The sequence below is a fragment of the Streptomyces sp. NPDC046379 genome, assembly GCF_055587785.1.
In genome coordinates, this window is the sequence record NZ_JBVJFP010000020.1 from 61,422 (window position 1) to 78,744 (window position 17,323).

Below are 17,323 nucleotides of genomic sequence, written 5' to 3' on the forward strand. Positions count from 1 at the left end.
GCGGGGGAACGTTCCGGCCCGGTCGGGACGGTGTGACCCGGGTGGGGCCCGGGCGCTCAGTAGACAACGGCTTTCGGTCGACCCGCAGCCAGCGGGTCCCAGGTCGGCCCGAAGGGCGCCGGGCCCCCCTCCGCAAGGGCGGGCGACGAGGCCGGACGGCGGGCCGTCACCGGGAGCTCGCCGGACCGACATCGCGCGTACGAACATCGCGTCACGTCGGCGCAGGCGGCGGCCACTATGGTGGACCTCTGCGTACGGACGTGAAGGGGCAGCAGTGAACGACGGCGAGGGGACCCGCGCGGCAGACGCCCAGGAGAGGCGTTTCGGCCCGCTCGGCACGCCATTGGTGATCATTCCGACCTACAACGAGGCGGAGAACATCAAGGCCATCGTCGGCCGGGTGCGCGAGGCCGTGCCCGCGGCGCACGTCCTCGTGGCCGACGACAACAGCCCCGACGGCACCGGCAAGCTCGCCGACGAACTCGCCGCAGGCGACGACCAAGTGCACGTCCTGCACCGCAAGGGCAAGGAGGGCCTGGGCGCCGCGTATCTCGCGGGCTTCCGCTGGGGTCTGGAACACGACTACGGCGTGCTGATCGAGATGGACGCCGACGGCTCCCACCAGCCCGAGGAACTGCCCCGCCTGCTGACCGCGCTCAAGGGCGCCGACCTGGTGCTCGGCTCCCGCTGGATGCCGGGCGGCCGGGTCGTGAACTGGCCCAAGGGCCGGGAGCTGATCTCCCGCGGCGGCAGCCTCTACTCCCGCGCCCTGCTGGACGTCCCCATCCGCGACGTCACCGGCGGCTACCGCGCCTTCCGCCGCGAGACCCTGGAGGGCCTCGGCCTGGAGGACGTCGCCTCGCAGGGGTACTGCTTCCAGGTCGACCTCGCCCGCCGCGCGATCAAGGCCGGCTATCACGTCGTGGAGGTCCCCATCACCTTCGTGGAGCGGGAGCACGGCGACTCCAAGATGAGCCGGGACATCCTGGTCGAGGCGCTGTGGCGGGTCACCTCGTGGGGCGTGGGGGAGCGGGTCGGGAGGATCATCGGCCGGGGCGGTCCCGAGAAGCCGTGACCCCGCCGCGTGCCGTCCCGCCCTCGCCGGAGGGCTTATGCCGTGCTGAGCATCCGGCGGGCACACTGGGACCATGACGACTGGCGCTTCGACCTCTCCCCGCCCCGCCCGGCCCCGGCGCTCCCGGCTGCGGACGTTCCTGCCGCTCGCCGTCGCCGGCTGGCTGGTGCTGGAGATCTGGCTGCTGACCGTGGTCGCGGGCGCCGCGAGCGGGTTCGTGGTCTTCCTGCTGCTCGTCGCCGGCTTCCTGCTCGGCTCGGTGATCATCAAACGGGCGGGCCGGCGAGCCTTCCGCAACCTCAACGAGGCGCTCGAGCGGGGCACCCCGCCGTCGAGCGGCGGCGGCAACGGCCTGATGATGCTGGGCGGACTGCTGCTGATGCTGCCCGGCCTGGTCTCCGACGCCCTCGGTCTGCTCCTGCTGGTGCCGCCGGTCCAGAAGGCACTGAGCCGGTACACGGAGCGCACGGTGGAGCGCAGACTCCGCGCCGCCGCGCCGGGCGGCCTCGGCGACGCCTTCCGGCAGGCCCGTATGCACCGGCCAGACGGCAAGGTCGTGCAGGGTGAGGTCGTCCGGGACGAGCCGGGCGACACGCCGCGCGAGCCGCGCCCGCCGCTGAACCGCTGAGCGGGACGGCCGGGCGGGACGGCCGGGCCGGAACAGCACCACGACCGCGGGCGCCGTACGTCTGGACGTACGGCGCCCGCGGTCGTTGTTCTGCCGGCGCTGGGATCATGGCACCCGGCCTTCGGACCGGGCCGCCGGGACTAGGCCGACTTGCGGCTGTCCCGCGGGTGCACCGCGATGTTCATCGCGCCGGAGCGCAGAACGGCCAGCCGCTCCTCGAGGACCTCTTCGAGCTCCTCGCGCGTGCGCCGCTCCATCAGCATGTCCCAGTGCGTACGCGCGGGCTTCGCCTTCTTCTCCTCCGGGCCGTCGCCGTCGACAAGGAGTGCCTGGGCCCCGCAGACCTTGCACTCCCACTCCGGCGGGATCTCCGCCTCTACCGAGAAGGGCATCTCGAAGCGATGTCCCTTCTCGCATGCGTACTCCACGGCCTGGCGCGGGGCCAGGTCGATGCCGCGGTCCGTCTCGTAGCTGGTCACCACGAGGCGCGTGCCGCGAAGAGCTCGCTCACTCATGAATCGTGCCTCCCGGGCTTGTCGCCCACAGGACAGGTGTCGCTGTCGTCGTCATCCGGTCAACGTCCGGTCGGCGGTAAAGATTCCCGTTCGGAGTCCCGTTCCGGGTCATGCGTCGCCGTCGTGGCCGCAGCCTTGTCAACCAGTGCAGTACCCACCGGCGCCCGGTTTGTCACACCTATTCGGAGATGTCACCCAGCGTTTCGGCATCTTTGACGCGCAGTAACGGTACGCCTGGCAGGCCAAACGCGTACACTACAGCCCTTTCGGCTCCAGTGCTAAATCCTTTCGGGAACGGGGTTCCCCGCGTCGGCGATCGCACGCCGTACGGGCACCCTCGCGAGCAGCAGGAACCCGAGGAGGAAGAAGGCCACCAGGGAGATGATCGCGTCCCGGTAGCTGCCGGTCAGCTGGTAGGTGAGGCCGAACAGCAACGGTCCCAGCCAGCTCGTCCCGCGGTCGCTCAGCTCGTACGCCGAGAAGTACTCGGCCTCCTTGCCGGGCGGCACCAGATGGGAGAACAGGGAGCGGGACAGGGCCTGGCTGCCGCCGAGGACGAGCCCGATCCCGGACGCCAGCACGAAGAACCACACCGGCGCCCCGGCGGGCAGGAAGTAGCCGGCCGCGAGGACCAGGGTCCAGGCCGCCAGCGAGCCGAGGATGGTCCGCTTGGCGCCGTACCGGCGGGCCAGCCGCCCCAGCGCCAGCGCGCCGGCCACCGCCAGCACCTGCACCAGCAGCACGGCCCCGATCAGCGTCGACTGCCCGAGGTCCAGCTCCTTCGAGCCGTAGATCGACGCCTGGGAGATCACCGTCTGGATGCCGTCGTTGTAGACGAGGTACGCCAGCAGGAAGGACAGCGTCAGCGGGTGGCGGCGCATGTCGCGCAGGGTCGCCGCGAGCTGCCGCCAGCCGGTGGCGGTCGCCTCCCGGGCCGGGGCCGCCCCGCGGTCGCGCAGCCTTCGCAGCGGGATCACCGTGAACACCCCCCACCACAGACCGGCCGACGCCAGGCAGATGCGCACCGCCTGGCCCTCCGAGACGCCGAAGGAGTCGTGGGCGAGGTACAGCACCAGATGGGCGACCAGGACCAGCGCGCCGGAGGCGTAACCGAAGGCCCAGCCGCGTGAGGAGACCGCGTCGCGCTCCTCGGGGGCGGCGATCCTCGGCAGGTAGGAGTTGCAGAGCATCATCGCCACGGACTGCGAGGCGTTCGCGACGATCAGCAGCAGACCGCCGAGCAGATAGCGCTCGCCGTCCAGGAAGAACATGCCGGTGGTCGCGGCGGCGCCCAGATAGGCGGCCACGCCGAGCAGCGGCTTCTTGCGGCCGGTCCGGTCGGCGGCGGCGCCGGCCAGGGGCATCGCCAGCACGGCCACGATCACCGACAGCGACACCGAGTACGCGAAGAAGGAGCCGGCCCGCACCGGGATGCCCAGCGGGTGCACGAACCCGTCGGCGTCCGCGGCCTCCTCGGCCACCGAGGTCAGGTAGGGGCCCAGGAACACCGTGAGCACGCTCGTCGAGTAGACCGAGCAGGCCCAGTCGTAGAAGTACCAGCCGCGTCGCTCGCGCCGCCGCTCGGCGGCCTCGTCGGCCGCAGGTGTCCGCACGGTCTCGGTGCCCACCCCGTGCCCTCTCTTCCCCGTGAAGGCGCCGCGCGGGGGCCGTGCCGGCGGGGGAGCGGGGCCTCAGACCCAGACGCCCCGTTCCTCCATGACCTTGCGCAACGTGTCGATGTGATCGGTCATGATGCCATCGACCCCGAGGTCCAGCAGCCGGTGCATGCGCTCCGGTTCGTTGATCGTCCAGACGTGCACCTGAAGCCCGCGCGCGTGGGCGGCCCGGACGAAGCGGCGGTCCACCACCTGGATGCCCGACTGGTACTCCGGCACCTGGGCCGCGACCGCCGAGCCGCGCAGCGCCGCCGGCACGCCCCAGGAGCGCAGCCGCAGGTTGAGCACGCCGCGGGTGCCGTACGAGGTCGCCAGCCGCGGCCCGGCCAGGCGCTGGGCGCGCACCACCCGCGCCTCGGAGAAGGACCCCACGCAGATCCGGTCCCAGGCGCCGGTCCGGGCGATCAGGTTGAGGAACGGATGCAGTGCGGACTCCGCCTTGAGGTCGACGTTCCAGCGCACCTCGGGAAAGGTCTCCAGCAGCTCCTCGAACAGCGGCACCGGCTCGCTGCCCGCCACCCGCGCGCGGCGCACCTCGTCCCAGGGGAGGTCGGCGATCCGGCCCTGCCCGTCGGTCACCCGGTCCAGCGTCGCGTCGTGGAAGGCGACGAGCCGGCCGTCGCGGGTGGCGTGGACGTCGGTCTCGATGTACCGGTAACCGGCCTCCACCGCGCGCCCAAACTGCAGCACGGTGTTCTCCAGGCCGTCCGCCGCGCCGCCCCGGTGCGCGAAGGGGATCGGGCCGGGGTGGTCGAGATAGGGGTGCCGTATGCGCGTGGTCACGGACGCAGTATGACCCGCCGGGGTTGACCGGCGGCAACGACCGTGCTGCCGTCGGATGCCGACGGGACGGCGAAAACGCGCAGGAAGAACTGGGCGAGCGGGCCGATGGACACCGCGTACAGCAGGGTGCCGGCACCGATGGTGCCGCCCAGCGCGAACCCGGAGGCTACGACGGCGACCTCGACCGCGGTGCGCATCAGCCGGATCGAGCGGCCGGTGCGCCGGTGCAGCCCGGTCATCAGCCCGTCGCGCGGACCGGGTCCGAAGCGGGCGGCTATGTAGAGGCCGGTGGCCACCCCGTTGAGCAGGATGCCGGTGGCCAGCAGCGGGACGCGCACGGCGAGGGCGTCCGAGGCGGGCGCCAGGGCGAGGGCGCCGTCCATCGCCAGGCCGACCACGACGACGTTGGACACCGTGCCCAGCCCCGGGCGCTGGCGCAGCGGGATCCACAGCAGCAGCACGCCCGCGCCGACGACGATCGACACCACCCCGATGGTCATACCGGTCAGTTCGGCGAGCCCTTGGTGCAGCACGCCCCACGGTTCGAGCCCCAGGCCGGCCTCCACGAGCAGCGCCGAGCTGACTCCGTAGAGGGCGAGGCCCAGGTAGAGCTGGACGAGCCGACGCAACAGACGCCCCCCGGCGCGGGCGCCCGTTGGGCTGGAGGAGGTGGCGTGATTTCTGGAGGTGGAGAAGTCCTGTGAGCCGGATGAGCCCGGTGAGCCCAATGAGTCTGGTGTGTCTGGTGAGTCTGATGAGACGGACAAGGTGTCCCCCGGTGGTCGTCGTGGCCTGACGCATGCCACTCTGTGGCGTGGAGCGATCGGCCATCCATGGCCAATTCGGGGAAGGTGGACTGATAGTCATGGCCCAGTGGACTTCCGCGGTGGGCGCGGCGCAGCTCGGCCGGCTGCTCAAGTCGCAGCAGGACCGCCCGGCGGGCCCCGGCACACGCCGCCCGCCCGCCTACCGCTCGCTCGCCGACGGCATCCGGCTGCTGGTCCTGGAGGGCAGGGTGCCGGTCGCCGCCCGGCTGCCGGCCGAACGGGAACTGGCCCTGGCCCTGTCCGTCAGCCGCACCACCGTCGCCGCCGCCTACGAGGCGCTGCGCTCGGAGGGCTTCCTGGAGTCCCGGCGCGGCGCGGGCAGCTGGACCGCCGTGCCGGCCGGCAACCCGCTCCCCGCGCGCGGCCTCGAACCGCTGCCCCCGGAGGCCCTGGGGTCGATGATCGACCTCGGCACGGCCGCGCTGCCCGCGCCCGAGCCCTGGCTCACCCGCGCGGTCCAGGGCGCCCTGGAGGAACTGCCGCCGTACGCGCACACGCACGGCGACTACCCGGCCGGGCTGCCCGCGCTGCGTGCCATGATCGCCGAGCGCTACTCCGCGCGCGGCATCCCCACCATGCCCGAGCAGATCATGGTGACGACCGGCGCGATGGGCGCCATCGACGCGATCTGCCACCTGTTCGCGGGGCGTGGCGAGCGGGTCGCCGTGGAGTCGCCGTCGTACGCCAACATCCTCCAGCTGATGCGGGAGGCGGGGGCGCGGCTGGTGCCCGTGGCGATGGCCGAGGGTCTCACCGGCTGGGACATGGACCGCTGGCGCCAGGTGCTGCGGGAGGCGGCGCCGCGCATCGCCTATGTCGTCGCCGACTTCCACAACCCGACCGGCGCCCTCGCCGGCGAGGACCAGCGCAGGCGGCTGGTGGAGTCGGCCCGCTCGGCGGGGACGGTGCTGGTCGCCGACGAGACGATGAGCGAGCTGTGGCTGGACCCGGACGTGGAGATGCCGCGGCCCGTGTGCGCCTTCGACCCGGCCGGGTCCACCGTGATCACCGTCGGCTCGGCGAGCAAGGCCTTCTGGGCGGGGATGCGCATCGGCTGGGTGCGGGCGGCGCCGGACGTGATCCGCAGCCTGGTCGCCGCGCGCGCGTACGCCGATCTGGGCACGCCGGTGCTGGAGCAGCTCGCGGTGAACTGGCTGTTCAGCACCGGGGGCTGGGAGCAGGCGGTGGAGATCCGGCGGGAGCAGGCGCGGGACAACCGGGACGCGCTGGTCGCCGCGGTGCGCCGGGTGCTGCCCGAGTGGGAGTTCGAGGTGCCGCGGGGCGGGCTGACGCTGTGGGTGCGCGCCGGGGGGCTGTCCGGGTCGCGGCTCGCGGAGGTGGGGGAGCGGGTCGGCGTGCGGGTCCCGTCCGGGCCGCGGTTCGGGGTCGACGGGGCCTTCGAGGGGTATGTGCGGCTGCCGTTCACCGTGGGCGGGGCGGTGGCGGAGGAGGCCGCCGCACGGCTCGCGGCGGCGGCCCGGCTGGTGGAGAGCGGCGGGACGGCGGGAGCGGACGCGCCGCGCACGTTCGTGGCGTAGGCCGCGGCGGGTGGGGACCGGGGGCCTACGGGGTCTTCGCCGGGGCGGTGTCGGCCCCCACCGGCTCGGCGTCGAGGGTGGGCACGGGCGCGGGTCCGGCGTCGAGGGTGGGCACGGTCACCGGCTCGCCGTCCAGGGTGGGCACCGGGGTCTTGATCGTGACGACCGGCTCGGGGGCCGGCGCGTCCGCCGGCTCCGGCGCGGCCTCGCCCTCGACGGGGACCCGCTCGCCGTCCGCCGGGGCGGTGCGCGGCGGGAGCAGCTCCAGCACGGCCTGCCGGTGGGCGTCGCTCGTGGCGTCGTCGTACGGGTCCGGCGTCGCCGGCACCTGGAGACGCAGGACCGGGCCCGTGCCCAGGCGGGCGTAGCCGCGGCCGGGCGGGACCTGGGTCGGGGGCGTGGTGTGCGGGGGCGCGCCCAGCACGGCCTCCAGCTGGGCCGCGGTGGCCTGGCCGAGCGCCACGCGCGCGCGGGTGTGCTGGCGCACCGGGTCGCCGAGCGCGTCCAGGGTGTCGAACGTCTCGGCCACGACCACCGTGACGCTCGCCGCGCGGCCGTGCCGGAGCGGGATCTGGAGCAGGGACTGCGGGTCGCGGTGACCGTCGGCCGCGGCCACCTGGCTCAGCGCGGCCGGGCGGTCCAGCAGGATCCACAGGGGCCGCCTGGTGTCGTCCGGCGGCGGCTGGCCCGCCTGACGGGCGCGGTTGACGGCGATGAGCCGCCGTTCCGTCTCGGTGGCGGCCCACTCCAGGCCGGCCAGGGCGCCGGCGAGCGCGCACTCCACCGCCAGCACGCCGTCCCGTCCGGTCAGACAGGCGTATTCGCCGGTGCCGCCGCCGTCGACGACGAGCAGGTCGCCGTGCTGGACCGCCTGGAGGGCCACCGACCGCAGCAGCGTCGACGCGCCGCTGCCGGGCTGGCCGACGACCAGCAGGTGCGGCTCGGTGGAGCGGATGCCGGTGCGCCAGACGACCGGCGGGACGTCGCGCCGCTCCTCGCCGTGGGTGAGCGGGAGCGTGCGCGGGACCTCGCCGGGGTCGGTGAAGCCGAGGACCGTCTCGCCGGGGGCGGTGACGAAGGGCTGGGCGGCGATGTCCGTGGGCAACGGCGCGAGCACCGAGACCGTGAGCTGGTTGCCCTCCTCGTCCCACAGGAAGTGGTACTCGCGGCCGCGGCCCGACTTGGCGCCGACCAGGTGCTCGATCCGCGCCCGGGCCTCGCGCTCGCCGTCCGCGAAGTAGGCCGGGTAGCGGATCACGAGATGGGTGGTGCGGCCGGTGCCGTCGAACTCGTACTCCGGGAAGGCCTTCTCCCACGCCCCGCCGTGGGAGTAGAGCGGGGCCGGGTCCTCGGGCACCGAGAAGTACGGGACCAGCGCCTCGTACAGGGCCCGCAGCCGCTGCGTGCGGGAGTCGTCCGCGCCGTCGCCGGCCGACCGGGAGCGGTCCCGCCCCTGCCAGGCCGCCGCCGCCATCAGCGTGACGACGGCGAGCAGCGGGCCGTACGGCACGAGCGTGACGACCAGGAGCACCGAGGCCGCCATGAACAGCAGGGGGCCCCGCCGGTCCTTGGGGGTGCCGGCCCACTTGCGCCGCCCGGCCGAGGCCAGCCGGCGCAGACCGCGCGTGATCCTGATCAGCGGGTGGAGGACGTCGGTGGCGCTGTCGGCCGCCGTCCGGGCCAGCTCCCGGCTCCGCGCGAACCGGGCGCTGCCGTTGCTCAGAATGCGGGGGAGGGGGCGCCGGGCCACTGCTGTCTCCTGGAGGTGCGTACGAGCGGGTCGGGGGGTCCGGGCGGACGGGGCGTCAGAACTTGAGGCCGCCCAGGAGGCTCGCCAGGCTCTCGCCGCCCGCCTTGATGCTCGGCGCGATGGCCGTGCTGGCGAGGTAGAAGCCGAACAGGACGGCGACCAGGGCGTGGGACACCTTGAGCCCGTCCTTGCGCAGGAAGATGAAGACGACGATGCCGAGCAGGACGACGCCTGAGATGGACAGGATCATGAGGTCTCCTGGTGTCGAGGGGGACAGTCACCATGAGTACTTCCAGGATCACAGCATGTATCCATACGATTAAAGGTGCAACTGGGTGAAAATCGCTCGATTTCGCCCAGGTGGCGGAGGTCGTCCCCGGCCTGTCGCCCGTGCGTCGTGCCCGGCGGGTGCATTGCTGATCCTTGCCTCGGCGGGCGCCGCTGATGTGCCCGCCGAGCCAGTACGCTGGCATTTCACCCGTACGGCCGCACCGCTCGCGGACGGACGGTGCTCCCCCCCCACGGTCCCCGACGCGTGCAGTGAGAGGCGGTCCCGCCGATGACCGAAGCCCCCGACCCCGAGGTCGTGGAGTTCGCGACCAGGATCTTCGAGCTGGCCCGGCGGGGCCGGACCGAAGAGCTCGCGGCGTACGTGGACGCGGGCGTGCCGGCCGACCTCACCAACGACCGCGGCGACTCCCTCGTGATGCTCGCCGCCTACCACGGCCACGCGGGAACCGTGCGCGCGCTGCTGGAGCGCGGCGCCGAGGCCGACCGCGTCAACGACCGGGGGCAGACCCCCCTCGCGGGGGCGGTTTTCAAGGGTGAGCAGGAGGTGATCCGGGCCCTGCTGGACGGCGGTGCCGACCCCTGCGCGGGCACTCCCTCGGCCATCGATACCGCACGTATGTTCGACAAGGGGGACCTGCTGGAGCTGTTCGGCACCAGCTGACCGCAGCGCCGCGGCCGGCCGGGAAACCCCGTCCGACCAGGCGCGACACGGAAAACGGGGGAGGCGGTACGGGACCGCCCGAAATTTCGGTCGCGGCATCGAGAAGCGCCGGGTCATCATGACGTCGTGATTCACGGACGCGATGGCTGGGCAGGTGTTGCCGCACCGCGCGGGCCGTGATGCGGCCCGCATGGGCCACCGACGAGAGGCAGAGGAAGATGGTCTACAACAAGCAAGAGACGGCGGGCGCCCCGACGTGTTGTCACGCGGCCAGGTAATGCACGTCCCCGGTTGCGTCGACGCTTGATGTGAGGCTGTTTCCCATGTTCGATCCGGTCATAGCGCCCAGTGGCACGCTGCTCGGCCTGCTCCAGCGGGGCCGCGGCGACGGCACGCTGCACGCGCTCACCGCCCCGCGCGACGAGGCGCTCACCGCGCTCGACCAGTGTGTGCGCCACGACCCCCGTCACGACTGGCAGGTCGAGAACCGCTCCCTCTACTACGCCCGGCTCTACCTCGACCTGGGCGGCGGCATCGACGCCATCGAGGCGCACCTGTTCGCCCCCGAGGACCTCGTCGACACCGACGAGTCCCGCACCGGTCTGGCCCTCGCCGTCCTCGGCCACCTCGCCTCCTACGGCAGGCGCGACGCCCTCGCCCTGCTGCGCCGGTACGCCGCCCACGGCGGCAACTGGGCCTGGGCCCTGGACGAACTCGCGCTGCGCGACGACGACGCCGGGCTTCGTGCCCTGGCCGCGCCCGTGCTGGCCCGGTTCGCCACCGACGCCGAGGGCGAGGCCGAGCTGGCCGCAGCCGTGCGCGACGCCTTCGAGCCCCGTCCCTGGCGGCTGTGGGCCGACGATCCGCGCCCGTCCATCGCCGGGCGGGTCCGCGCCGCCCAGGAGACCGGTTGCTTCGACCGCTGGACGCGCCAGATGCGGCCGGCCGGCCCCCGGCCCGGCTGGAGCGTCGCGGCCGTCTTCGCATGGGCCCAGCAGGGCATCGAGCGCGGCGCCGCGCTGCATGTACCGGCAGCCCGCTGCCTCGCCGCCGTGGCGGGCCCCGAGGACCGGCCCGAGATCCTGCGAGCCGCCCAGGACGGCTCCGAGGGCGCCCGCTGCACCGCGCTGCGCTATCTCGCCGACAGCGCCGACCCCGACGCCCTCGACCTGATCGAGCTGGCCGTGGCGACCGGGCCGGCGCCCGTCCTGCAGGCCGCCGTCGACGCCTTCGAACGGATGAGCGGGCCCGTCGCCGTGGACCGGGCGCGCGGCTGGGCCCGTCGGCCCGACGAGCTGGGCGCTGCCGCCGGGCGGGTGCTCGCCTGCCGGGGCGGGACCAAGGACAGCGACCTCGTCCTCGGCGCGCTGCGCGAGGCCGTGCGGGGCGAGGGCCCGGACGCGCCGACCCTGTGGACCCTGGTCGACGGCGCCGGGCGTCTCGGCATCGTCTGCGCCGCCCCCGTGCTGCGCCACATCTACCGCGAGACGGCCTCGTCGCACCTGCGCGGCAGGGCGGCCCGGGCGCTCGCCGCCACCGACCCCTCCTTCCCCGCCGGATTCGCCGTCGAATGCCTCTGGGACTGCGAGGAGACCACCAGGGAACTCGCCGCCCGGCACGCCGAGACCGGCGACGCGCGGGTCGAGGAGCAACTGCGGCGGCTGGCGTCGGATCCGGCCGAGGAGGCGGAGGTCCAGACGGCGGTGCGCAGCCGGATCGGCCCCGACGCGCCCGCCGTGTGAACGAGGGGTTACCCGGGAGTCAGAAGTACATGGACGAGGCCTGACCTGCGCGGGTGTGCAGCGCAACGCTCATGGACCGTTCCCCGGCCGGAAAGATCGACGTTGACGCGGCCACGTCCAGCACGGCGACAACACCCCTATGCGTGTCGTCATCGTGACCGAATCCTTTCCCCCCGATGTGAACGGCGTGGCCCACTGCGCGCTCCAGACCGCCCGACACCTCGTCGATCGCGGTCACGCTCCCCTCGTCGTCGCACCGGCTCCCGCTCCCGGACAGAAGGCCGGCGCTCTCGCGCCGTGCCCGGTCGTCCACGTCCCCTCCCTCCCGCTCCCCGGCTACCCCCAGGTCCGCGTCGCCCTCCCCAGCCGGCGCCTGGCCGCGGCGCTCGTCGAGCACCGCCCCGACATCGTGCACCTGGCCAGCCCTTTCGTCCTCGGCGTCCGCGGCATGGCCGCCGCCGCCCGGCTGCGCATCCCCGCCGTGGCCGTCTACCAGACCGACCTGGCCGGATACGCCCGCACCTACATGGGCGCCGGCGAGGCGGCCGCCTGGCGGCGCATCCGCTCCGTGCACTCCGCCGCCGACCGCACCCTCGCCCCGTCCACCGCCTCCCTGCGCGACCTGGAGATCCACGGCGTGCCCCGAGTCCGGCTGTGGCGGCGCGGCGTGGACACCGCGCGCTTCCGCCCGGGGCTGCGCGACGAGGCACTGCGCCGGGAACTCGCCCCGGGCGGCGAGCTGATCGTCGGTTACGTCGGACGGCTCGCCCCCGAGAAGCACGTCGAGCTGCTCTCCGGCGTCTGCGGCCTGCCCGGCGTGCGCGTCGTGGTCGTCGGCGACGGACCGAGCCGGCCCGGTCTGGAGGAGGCGCTGCCCGGCGCCGTCTTCCTCGGCCGCCGCACCGGCGACGAACTCGCCCGGATCTTCGCCTCCTTCGACGTCTTCGCCCACACCGGCCCGTTCGAGACCTTCTGCCAGACCGTCCAGGAGGCCATGGCGAGCGGCGTTCCCGTCGTCGCGCCCGCCGCCGGCGGCCCGCTGGACCTGGTCGACCACGGGCGCACCGGAATCCTCGTCCCGCCGCGCGACGCCGACGCCGTACGGGAGGCCGTGGCCGCCCTGGCCGCCGACGCGGAACTGCGCCGTGTCTTCGGCGCCACCGCGCGGGCCACGGTCGAGGGCCGCACCTGGGCCGCCGTCGGCGACCAGCTCATCGAGCACTACGCGGCCGTGCTCGAAGCCCGCAGGCCGGCGGTGGCGGCATGAGCGAGTCCCTACGCATCGTCCGCCTGGCGAACTTCGTCGCCCCCTCCTCCGGCGGTCTGCGCACCGCCCTGCGCGAACTCGGCAAGGGCTTCAAGGCCGCCGGCCACGAGCCCGTCCTGATCGTGCCGGGCGAGCGCCACACCGACCAGGAGACCGAGCAGGGCCGCGTCATCACCCTGCCGGGGCCGCTACTGCCCGGCACCGGCGGCTACCGCGTCCTGATCGACCGGGGCCGCGTCGCCGCCCTCCTGGAGGACCTGGGCCCCGACCGCCTGGAGGTCTCCGACCGCACCACCCTGCGCTGGACCGGCAAATGGGCCCGGCGCGCCCGGGTGCCCGCCGTGATGGTCTCCCACGAGACCGCCGACGGCGTGCTGCGCACCTGGGGCCTGTCCGAGAACCTGTCCCGCCGCGCCGCCGACAGCCTCAACGTCCGCACCGCCCACACCTACTCCAAGGTCGTGTGCACCACCGAGTTCGCCGAACGGGAGTTCGTCCGCATCGGCGCACGCAACGTCGTACGCGCCCCCCTGGGCGTCGACCTGGTGGCCCGGCATCCCGCCCTGCGCGACCCCGCGCTGCGCGACCGGCACGCCCACGCGGACGAGACGCTGCTGGTGATGTGCTCCCGGCTGTCCGTGGAGAAGCGGCCCGGCACCGCCCTTGACGCCCTGGAGGCGCTGCGTCGGCGCGGGGTGCGGGCCGTGCTGGTCGTCGCCGGCGACGGACCGCTGCGGGCCCGGCTGGAGCAGCGGGCGACCGAGCGCGGTCTGCCGGCCACCTTCCTCGGGCACATCTCCGACCGCGGTCTGCTCGGCGCCCTCCAGGCCTCCGCCGACGTGTGCCTGGCCCCGGGGCCGGCCGAGACCTTCGGGCTCGCCGCGCTGGAGGCGATGGCCTGCGGCACACCGGTCGTCGCCAGCTCCTCCTCCGCGCTGCCCGAGGTGATCGGCTCCGCCGGGGCCACCGCGGCGGACAGCGGCAACGCCTTCGCCGACGCCGTCCAGGCCCTGCTGGACGGGCCCGAGAAGACGCGCCGGGAGGCGGCACGCGCGCGTGCCGAGTGCTTCGGCTGGGACACCGCCGTACGGGAGTTCCTCGCCGCGCACGACGCCAAGGCGACCGAGCGGCCCTTCGTCCCCGCGGAGGGCCTCGCATGAGACCCCCCGTCCGTTACGTGGCCCTCGGGGACTCGCTGACCGAGGGAGTGGGCGATCCGGTGGGGAACGGGTGGCGCGGCTGGGCCGCGCTGCTCGCCGGCGGGCTGTGCGAGCAGCCCGCCGGGTTCACCAACCTCGCGGTCAGCGGCGCCCAGACCCGGGACGTCCTGGAGAACCAGCTGCCCGCGGCGCTGACCCTGCGCGCCGACGTCGCCTCCGTCCTCGTCGGCGTCAACGACACGCTGCGCCGCACCTTCGACGTCCATCACGTCGCCGCCCGTCTCGACCGGGTGTACTCGGCCCTCGTCCAGCAGGGCGCGGTGCTGCTCACCGCCTGTCTGCCCGACCCCGGCGCGATGCTCGGGCTGCCCGGCGCCCTGGCCCGCCCGCTGGCCCGGCGCCAGCAGGCGGTGAACACGGTCGTGCACGCGCTGTCCGAGCGGTACGGGGCGCTGCACCTGCACGCCGCCGAGGGCGCCTGGCTCACCGACCGGGCCATGTGGAGCTCCGACCGGCTGCATCCCGCAGAGCGCGGCCACCGGCAGCTCGCGCTGCGCTTCCACGCCCTGCTGGCCGAGGCGGGCCTGGCGACCGGTCCGGCGCCCTCGCCCGAACCGGAGTTCCCGCCGCCCAGCAGGTCGGCGAGCCTGTGGTGGCTGGCCACGCAGGGCAGCGCCTGGATCGCGCGCCGGTGCAACGACCTGCTGCCCCAGTTGCTGCGCCTGGCCGCCGACGAGATGCGCCACCGCGCGCGGGGGACGGTCGGCCTGCTCGATCTGCGGGCGGCGCAGTCGGTGTCCGCGGCGCTGGCCGCGCTGCCGGCGCCGGAGCCCGTGGCGCGGCGGACGGGGGTTGCGGACCTCACGGCGGAGGGCCTGACGGCGGCGGATCGGGCGGCGGTGCGGGGCCCGGCCGGGAGGAGGGACCTCGCCGTCGCCGACCTGGCGGTGAAGGAGCACGCCGTGCAGGGACCGACGGCGAAGGATGCGACCGTGAACGACCTGCCCGTGCCGGTGTCCGTCGGCGAGGCGCGGCCGGGTGCGGGGGTGGCCGCGTAGCGCCCGTACGGCGGGGATCCGGCGTGCGGTCAGCGGCGGCGCACCGGCACGAACCGCACCGGCGTGCCCGGGACCGCCTGAGCCGCCGCCGCGAGGTCGGCCGCGCGGACGACGGCGATCACCGGGTAACCGCCGGTGGTCGGGTGGTCGGCGAGGAAGACGACCGGCCGGCCGTCGGGCGGGACCTGGACCGCACCGAGGACCATGCCCTCGCTGGGGAGTTCGCCCGCGCGGGCCCGCTCCAGCACGGGCCCCTCGGTGCGCAGGCCGATGCGGTTGCTCGCGGGGGACACCCGGTACGCGCGCGAGGCGAACGCCGCCACCGCCGACGGGGTGAACCAGTCGTCGCGGGGACCGAGGGTCACCCGCAGGACAAGCTCGGCCGGGGGCGCCGGCTGAGGGGCCACGTCCACACGCGCGTGGGGCGCCCCGGCCATCCGCCCGAGGGGCAGCACCGCGCCGTCCGTGAGCGGCGGCGGGCCCAGGCCCGACAGCAGGTCCGTGGAGCGGCTGCCGAGCACCGGCTCGACGGCGATGCCGCCGGCGACGCCCACATAGCCGCGTACGCCCCGCACGGCCGGGCCGACGTCCAGCAGCGCGCCGCCGGGCACCCGCACCGGCGCGCCCCAGGCGGCCGGGCGTCCGTCGACGGTGACCCGGCAGGGCGCGCCGGCGACCGCCACGGTGACCGTCGAGCGGGGGCGCAGGGCGCAGCCGGCGAGGGTCGTCTCCAGGACGGCCGCCTCGGGCGGGTTGCCGACCAACCGGTTGACCAGCGCCGCCGCGGGCGGGTCGAGGGCGCCCGAGCGGGGCACCCCCAGGTGGGCGTGGCCCGGACGCCCCAGGTCCTGGACGGTGGTCAGCGCCCCGGCCCGTACGACGGCGAGCGCACGGTCGCTCATGACCGGCCCACCCGCCCCGCCGGAACGAAACGGACGCGCGTGCCCGGCGACAGCAGGGCGGCCGGCGCGCGCGTGTGGTCCCACAGCACCGCGTCGGTGGTGCCGATCAGCTGCCAGCCGCCCGGCGACGTGCGCGGGTAGACGCCGGTGTAGGCGCCCGCCAGCCCGACCGAACCGGCGGGCACGGCGGTGCGCGGCGTGTCGCGGCGGGGGACGTGGTATCGGGGCGGCAGACCAGTGAGGTAGCCGAAGCCGGGCGCGAACCCGCAGAAGGCGACCTCGTACTCGGTCCCGCAGTGGATGCGGGCCACCTCTTCCTCGGACACGCCCCACAGGGCGGCGACGTCCGCGAGGTCGGGCCCGTCGTAGCGCACGCGCAGCTCGACCGCCTCCCGCGCGGGCGGGGGAGCGGGCGGCGCTTCGGCGGCGGTCAGCTCACCGGCCAGCCGGCCCGGCTCGGCCAGACCGTCGAGGAGGACCGTACGGGCCGCAGGGACGATCTCCCGCACCACGAGCGACCCCTCCGCGCGGCGGCGCAGCAGCTCGGCGTGGAGCGCCCGCGCCTCCCGCCCGGAGGCCACCTCCACGAGCAGGGCGTCGTCGCCGACGGGCAGCACTCTCATGCGAAGGCCTCCACCCGCACCCCGGACTCCTCCAGCCGCCGTCTGACCCGACGGGCCAGCTCTACGGCGCCGGGCGTGTCCCCGTGCAGGCACAGGGAGCGCGCGCGTACGTCGATGCGCGCCCCGGACAGGGAGGCGACCTTCCCGGTCCGGGCCAGGCTCAGCGAGCGCTCCACGACGGCCTCCGGGTCGCTGATCACGGCCCCGTCGTGGGCGCGCGGCACCAGCGTGCCCTCGTCGGTGTACGCGCGGTCGGCGAACGCCTCCGGGACCGCCGGGAGCCCCGCCTCGCCGGCCAGCTCCAGCAGCCGTGAGCCGGGCAGTCCCAGCACCGGCAGCGCGCCGCCGGCCAAAAGCACGCCGTCGACGACCGCGCGGGCCTGCGCCTCGTCGTGCACCGCGCGGTTGTACAGCGCCCCGTGCGGCTTGACGTAGGCCACGCGCGCGCCCGCCGCACGGGCGAACACCTCCAGGGCGCCGATCTGGTACGCCACCTCGGCCGCCAGCTCGGCGGGCGGCACGTCCATCGCGCGCCGCCCGAACCCGGCGAGGTCCCGGTAGGAGACCTGGGCGCCGATCGTCACCCCGCGCGCGGCGGCCAGCTCGCACACCCGGCGCATGGTGGGGGCGTCCCCGGCGTGGAAGCCACAGGCCACGTTGGCGCTGGTGACGACGGACAGCAGTCCCTCGTCGTCGGTCAGCCGCCAGCGCCCGAAGCCCTCTCCCAGGTCGGCGTTGAGATCGATCGCGGTCATGAGTCCCCTCGTGCCGGACGTGCGCTGTCCATTTTCTCACCCGAATGTGTCACCCGATTGCTGGCCGGGAAG

At 74.7% G+C, this 17,323-nt stretch carries 16 protein-coding genes and 1 pseudogene; 8 read left to right on the top strand and 9 right to left on the bottom strand.

Going from position 1 to position 17,323, the window contains the following annotated elements:
- The first annotated feature begins 274 nt into the window (after positions 1-274).
- Both ACZ6KF_RS28805 and fxsA read left to right on the top strand, forming a co-directional pair.
- A complete protein-coding gene (locus ACZ6KF_RS28805) occupies positions 275-1,075 on the top strand; it encodes a polyprenol monophosphomannose synthase (RefSeq protein WP_356636236.1) in 801 nt (266 codons plus the stop codon).
- Between the two features lie 73 nt (positions 1,076-1,148).
- Entirely contained in the window at positions 1,149-1,703 is a 555-nt protein-coding gene (gene fxsA, locus ACZ6KF_RS28810; protein WP_356636234.1) for an FxsA family membrane protein, read from the top strand.
- 140 nt (positions 1,704-1,843) lie between these two features.
- Here fxsA and ACZ6KF_RS28815 read toward each other — a convergent pair whose 3' ends face one another.
- The 4 genes from ACZ6KF_RS28815 to yczE all read right to left on the bottom strand — a co-directional run bounded on the left by ACZ6KF_RS28815 (position 1,844) and on the right by yczE (position 5,309).
- Entirely contained in the window at positions 1,844-2,218 is a 375-nt protein-coding gene (locus ACZ6KF_RS28815) for an RNA polymerase-binding protein RbpA (RefSeq protein ID WP_003977404.1), read from the bottom strand.
- Between the two features lie 278 nt (positions 2,219-2,496).
- A complete protein-coding gene (locus ACZ6KF_RS28820; protein ID WP_356636231.1) occupies positions 2,497-3,846 on the bottom strand; it encodes an MFS transporter in 1,350 nt (449 codons plus the stop codon).
- A gap of 63 nt (positions 3,847-3,909) precedes the next feature.
- On the bottom strand, positions 3,910-4,677 hold the full coding sequence (locus tag ACZ6KF_RS28825; protein WP_356636229.1) for a glycerophosphodiester phosphodiesterase family protein: 768 nt from the start codon (positions 4,675-4,677) through the stop codon (positions 3,910-3,912).
- Positions 4,674-5,309, bottom strand: a complete 636-nt coding sequence (yczE, locus tag ACZ6KF_RS28830; protein WP_356636248.1) for a membrane protein YczE — start codon at positions 5,307-5,309, stop codon at positions 4,674-4,676. Before yczE ends, ACZ6KF_RS28825 begins: the two co-directional genes overlap by 4 nt.
- A 233-nt stretch (positions 5,310-5,542) precedes the next feature.
- Between yczE and ACZ6KF_RS28835 the strand changes: the two genes are divergently transcribed.
- Positions 5,543-7,042 (top strand): SCO1417 family PLP biosynthesis transcription factor, encoded by a 1,500-nt coding sequence (locus ACZ6KF_RS28835; protein ID WP_356636227.1) that lies wholly within the window; start codon positions 5,543-5,545, stop codon positions 7,040-7,042.
- 25 nt (positions 7,043-7,067) lie between these two features.
- On the opposite strand, the gene ACZ6KF_RS28840 is transcribed toward ACZ6KF_RS28835, so the two are convergent.
- Positions 7,068-8,792: a P-loop NTPase family protein gene (locus tag ACZ6KF_RS28840; protein ID WP_469240997.1), complete on the bottom strand. Its 1,725-nt coding sequence runs from the start codon at positions 8,790-8,792 to the stop codon at positions 7,068-7,070.
- Between the two features lie 55 nt (positions 8,793-8,847).
- Positions 8,848-9,042 carry a hypothetical protein gene (locus tag ACZ6KF_RS28845; protein WP_356636223.1) on the bottom strand — a complete coding sequence of 65 codons (195 nt, stop codon included), beginning with the start codon at positions 9,040-9,042 and terminating at the stop codon, positions 8,848-8,850.
- A 309-nt stretch (positions 9,043-9,351) separates the two neighbouring features.
- Here ACZ6KF_RS28845 and ACZ6KF_RS28850 point away from each other — a divergent pair, with 309 nt between their 5' ends.
- The 5 genes and pseudogenes from ACZ6KF_RS28850 to ACZ6KF_RS28870 all read left to right on the top strand — a co-directional run.
- Positions 9,352-9,744 carry an ankyrin repeat domain-containing protein gene (locus ACZ6KF_RS28850; protein WP_356636221.1) on the top strand — a complete coding sequence of 131 codons (393 nt, stop codon included), beginning with the start codon at positions 9,352-9,354 and terminating at the stop codon, positions 9,742-9,744.
- 323 nt (positions 9,745-10,067) lie between these two features.
- The gene (locus ACZ6KF_RS28855) at positions 10,068-11,486 is read left to right on the top strand and encodes a HEAT repeat domain-containing protein (RefSeq protein WP_356636219.1); all 1,419 of its coding nucleotides are present in this window, start codon (positions 10,068-10,070) and stop codon (positions 11,484-11,486) included.
- A 139-nt stretch (positions 11,487-11,625) separates the two neighbouring features.
- Entirely contained in the window at positions 11,626-12,753 is a 1,128-nt protein-coding gene (locus ACZ6KF_RS28860; protein WP_469176337.1) for a glycosyltransferase family 4 protein, read from the top strand.
- Positions 12,750-13,913, top strand: a complete 1,164-nt coding sequence (locus ACZ6KF_RS28865) for a glycosyltransferase (protein ID WP_469240999.1) — start codon at positions 12,750-12,752, stop codon at positions 13,911-13,913. Before ACZ6KF_RS28860 ends, ACZ6KF_RS28865 begins: the two co-directional genes overlap by 4 nt.
- A pseudogene (locus tag ACZ6KF_RS28870) lies at positions 13,910-14,743 on the top strand (SGNH/GDSL hydrolase family protein); the annotation flags it as partial. The gene ACZ6KF_RS28865 and the pseudogene ACZ6KF_RS28870, both read left to right, overlap by 4 nt.
- Before the next feature lie 257 nt (positions 14,744-15,000).
- Here ACZ6KF_RS28870 and ACZ6KF_RS28875 read toward each other — a convergent pair.
- The 3 genes from ACZ6KF_RS28875 to ACZ6KF_RS28885 are packed head-to-tail and all read right to left on the bottom strand — an operon-like array spanning position 15,001 to position 17,251.
- Positions 15,001-15,873, bottom strand: coding sequence for a 5-oxoprolinase subunit C family protein (locus tag ACZ6KF_RS28875; RefSeq protein WP_356636213.1), 873 nt, complete (start codon positions 15,871-15,873; stop codon positions 15,001-15,003).
- Positions 15,870-16,496: a 5-oxoprolinase subunit PxpB gene (gene pxpB, locus ACZ6KF_RS28880; protein WP_356636211.1), complete on the bottom strand. Its 627-nt coding sequence runs from the start codon at positions 16,494-16,496 to the stop codon at positions 15,870-15,872. The genes ACZ6KF_RS28875 and pxpB overlap by 4 nt, the downstream gene beginning before the upstream one ends.
- A complete protein-coding gene (locus tag ACZ6KF_RS28885) occupies positions 16,493-17,251 on the bottom strand; it encodes a LamB/YcsF family protein (RefSeq protein ID WP_469241001.1) in 759 nt (252 codons plus the stop codon). Before ACZ6KF_RS28885 ends, pxpB begins: the two co-directional genes overlap by 4 nt.
- Positions 17,252-17,323 lie beyond the last annotated feature (72 nt).

Bases quoted from the DNA above. Each gene is read 5' to 3' on its own strand.
- ACZ6KF_RS28875 (WP_356636213.1), bottom strand. From the start codon at position 15,873: ATGAGCGACCGTGCGCTCGCCGTCGTACGGGCCGGGGCGCTGACCACC.
- ACZ6KF_RS28835 (WP_356636227.1), top strand. From the start codon at position 5,543: ATGGCCCAGTGGACTTCCGCGGTGGGCGCGGCGCAGCTCGGCCGGCTG.
- fxsA (WP_356636234.1), top strand. From the start codon at position 1,149: ATGACGACTGGCGCTTCGACCTCTCCCCGCCCCGCCCGGCCCCGGCGC.
- ACZ6KF_RS28865 (WP_469240999.1), top strand. From the start codon at position 12,750: ATGAGCGAGTCCCTACGCATCGTCCGCCTGGCGAACTTCGTCGCCCCC.
- ACZ6KF_RS28815 (WP_003977404.1), bottom strand. From the start codon at position 2,218: ATGAGTGAGCGAGCTCTTCGCGGCACGCGCCTCGTGGTGACCAGCTAC.
- ACZ6KF_RS28850 (WP_356636221.1), top strand. From the start codon at position 9,352: ATGACCGAAGCCCCCGACCCCGAGGTCGTGGAGTTCGCGACCAGGATC.
- ACZ6KF_RS28860 (WP_469176337.1), top strand. From the start codon at position 11,626: ATGCGTGTCGTCATCGTGACCGAATCCTTTCCCCCCGATGTGAACGGC.
- ACZ6KF_RS28855 (WP_356636219.1), top strand. From the start codon at position 10,068: ATGTTCGATCCGGTCATAGCGCCCAGTGGCACGCTGCTCGGCCTGCTC.
- ACZ6KF_RS28885 (WP_469241001.1), bottom strand. From the start codon at position 17,251: ATGACCGCGATCGATCTCAACGCCGACCTGGGAGAGGGCTTCGGGCGC.
- pxpB (WP_356636211.1), bottom strand. From the start codon at position 16,496: ATGAGAGTGCTGCCCGTCGGCGACGACGCCCTGCTCGTGGAGGTGGCC.
- ACZ6KF_RS28845 (WP_356636223.1), bottom strand. From the start codon at position 9,042: ATGATCCTGTCCATCTCAGGCGTCGTCCTGCTCGGCATCGTCGTCTTC.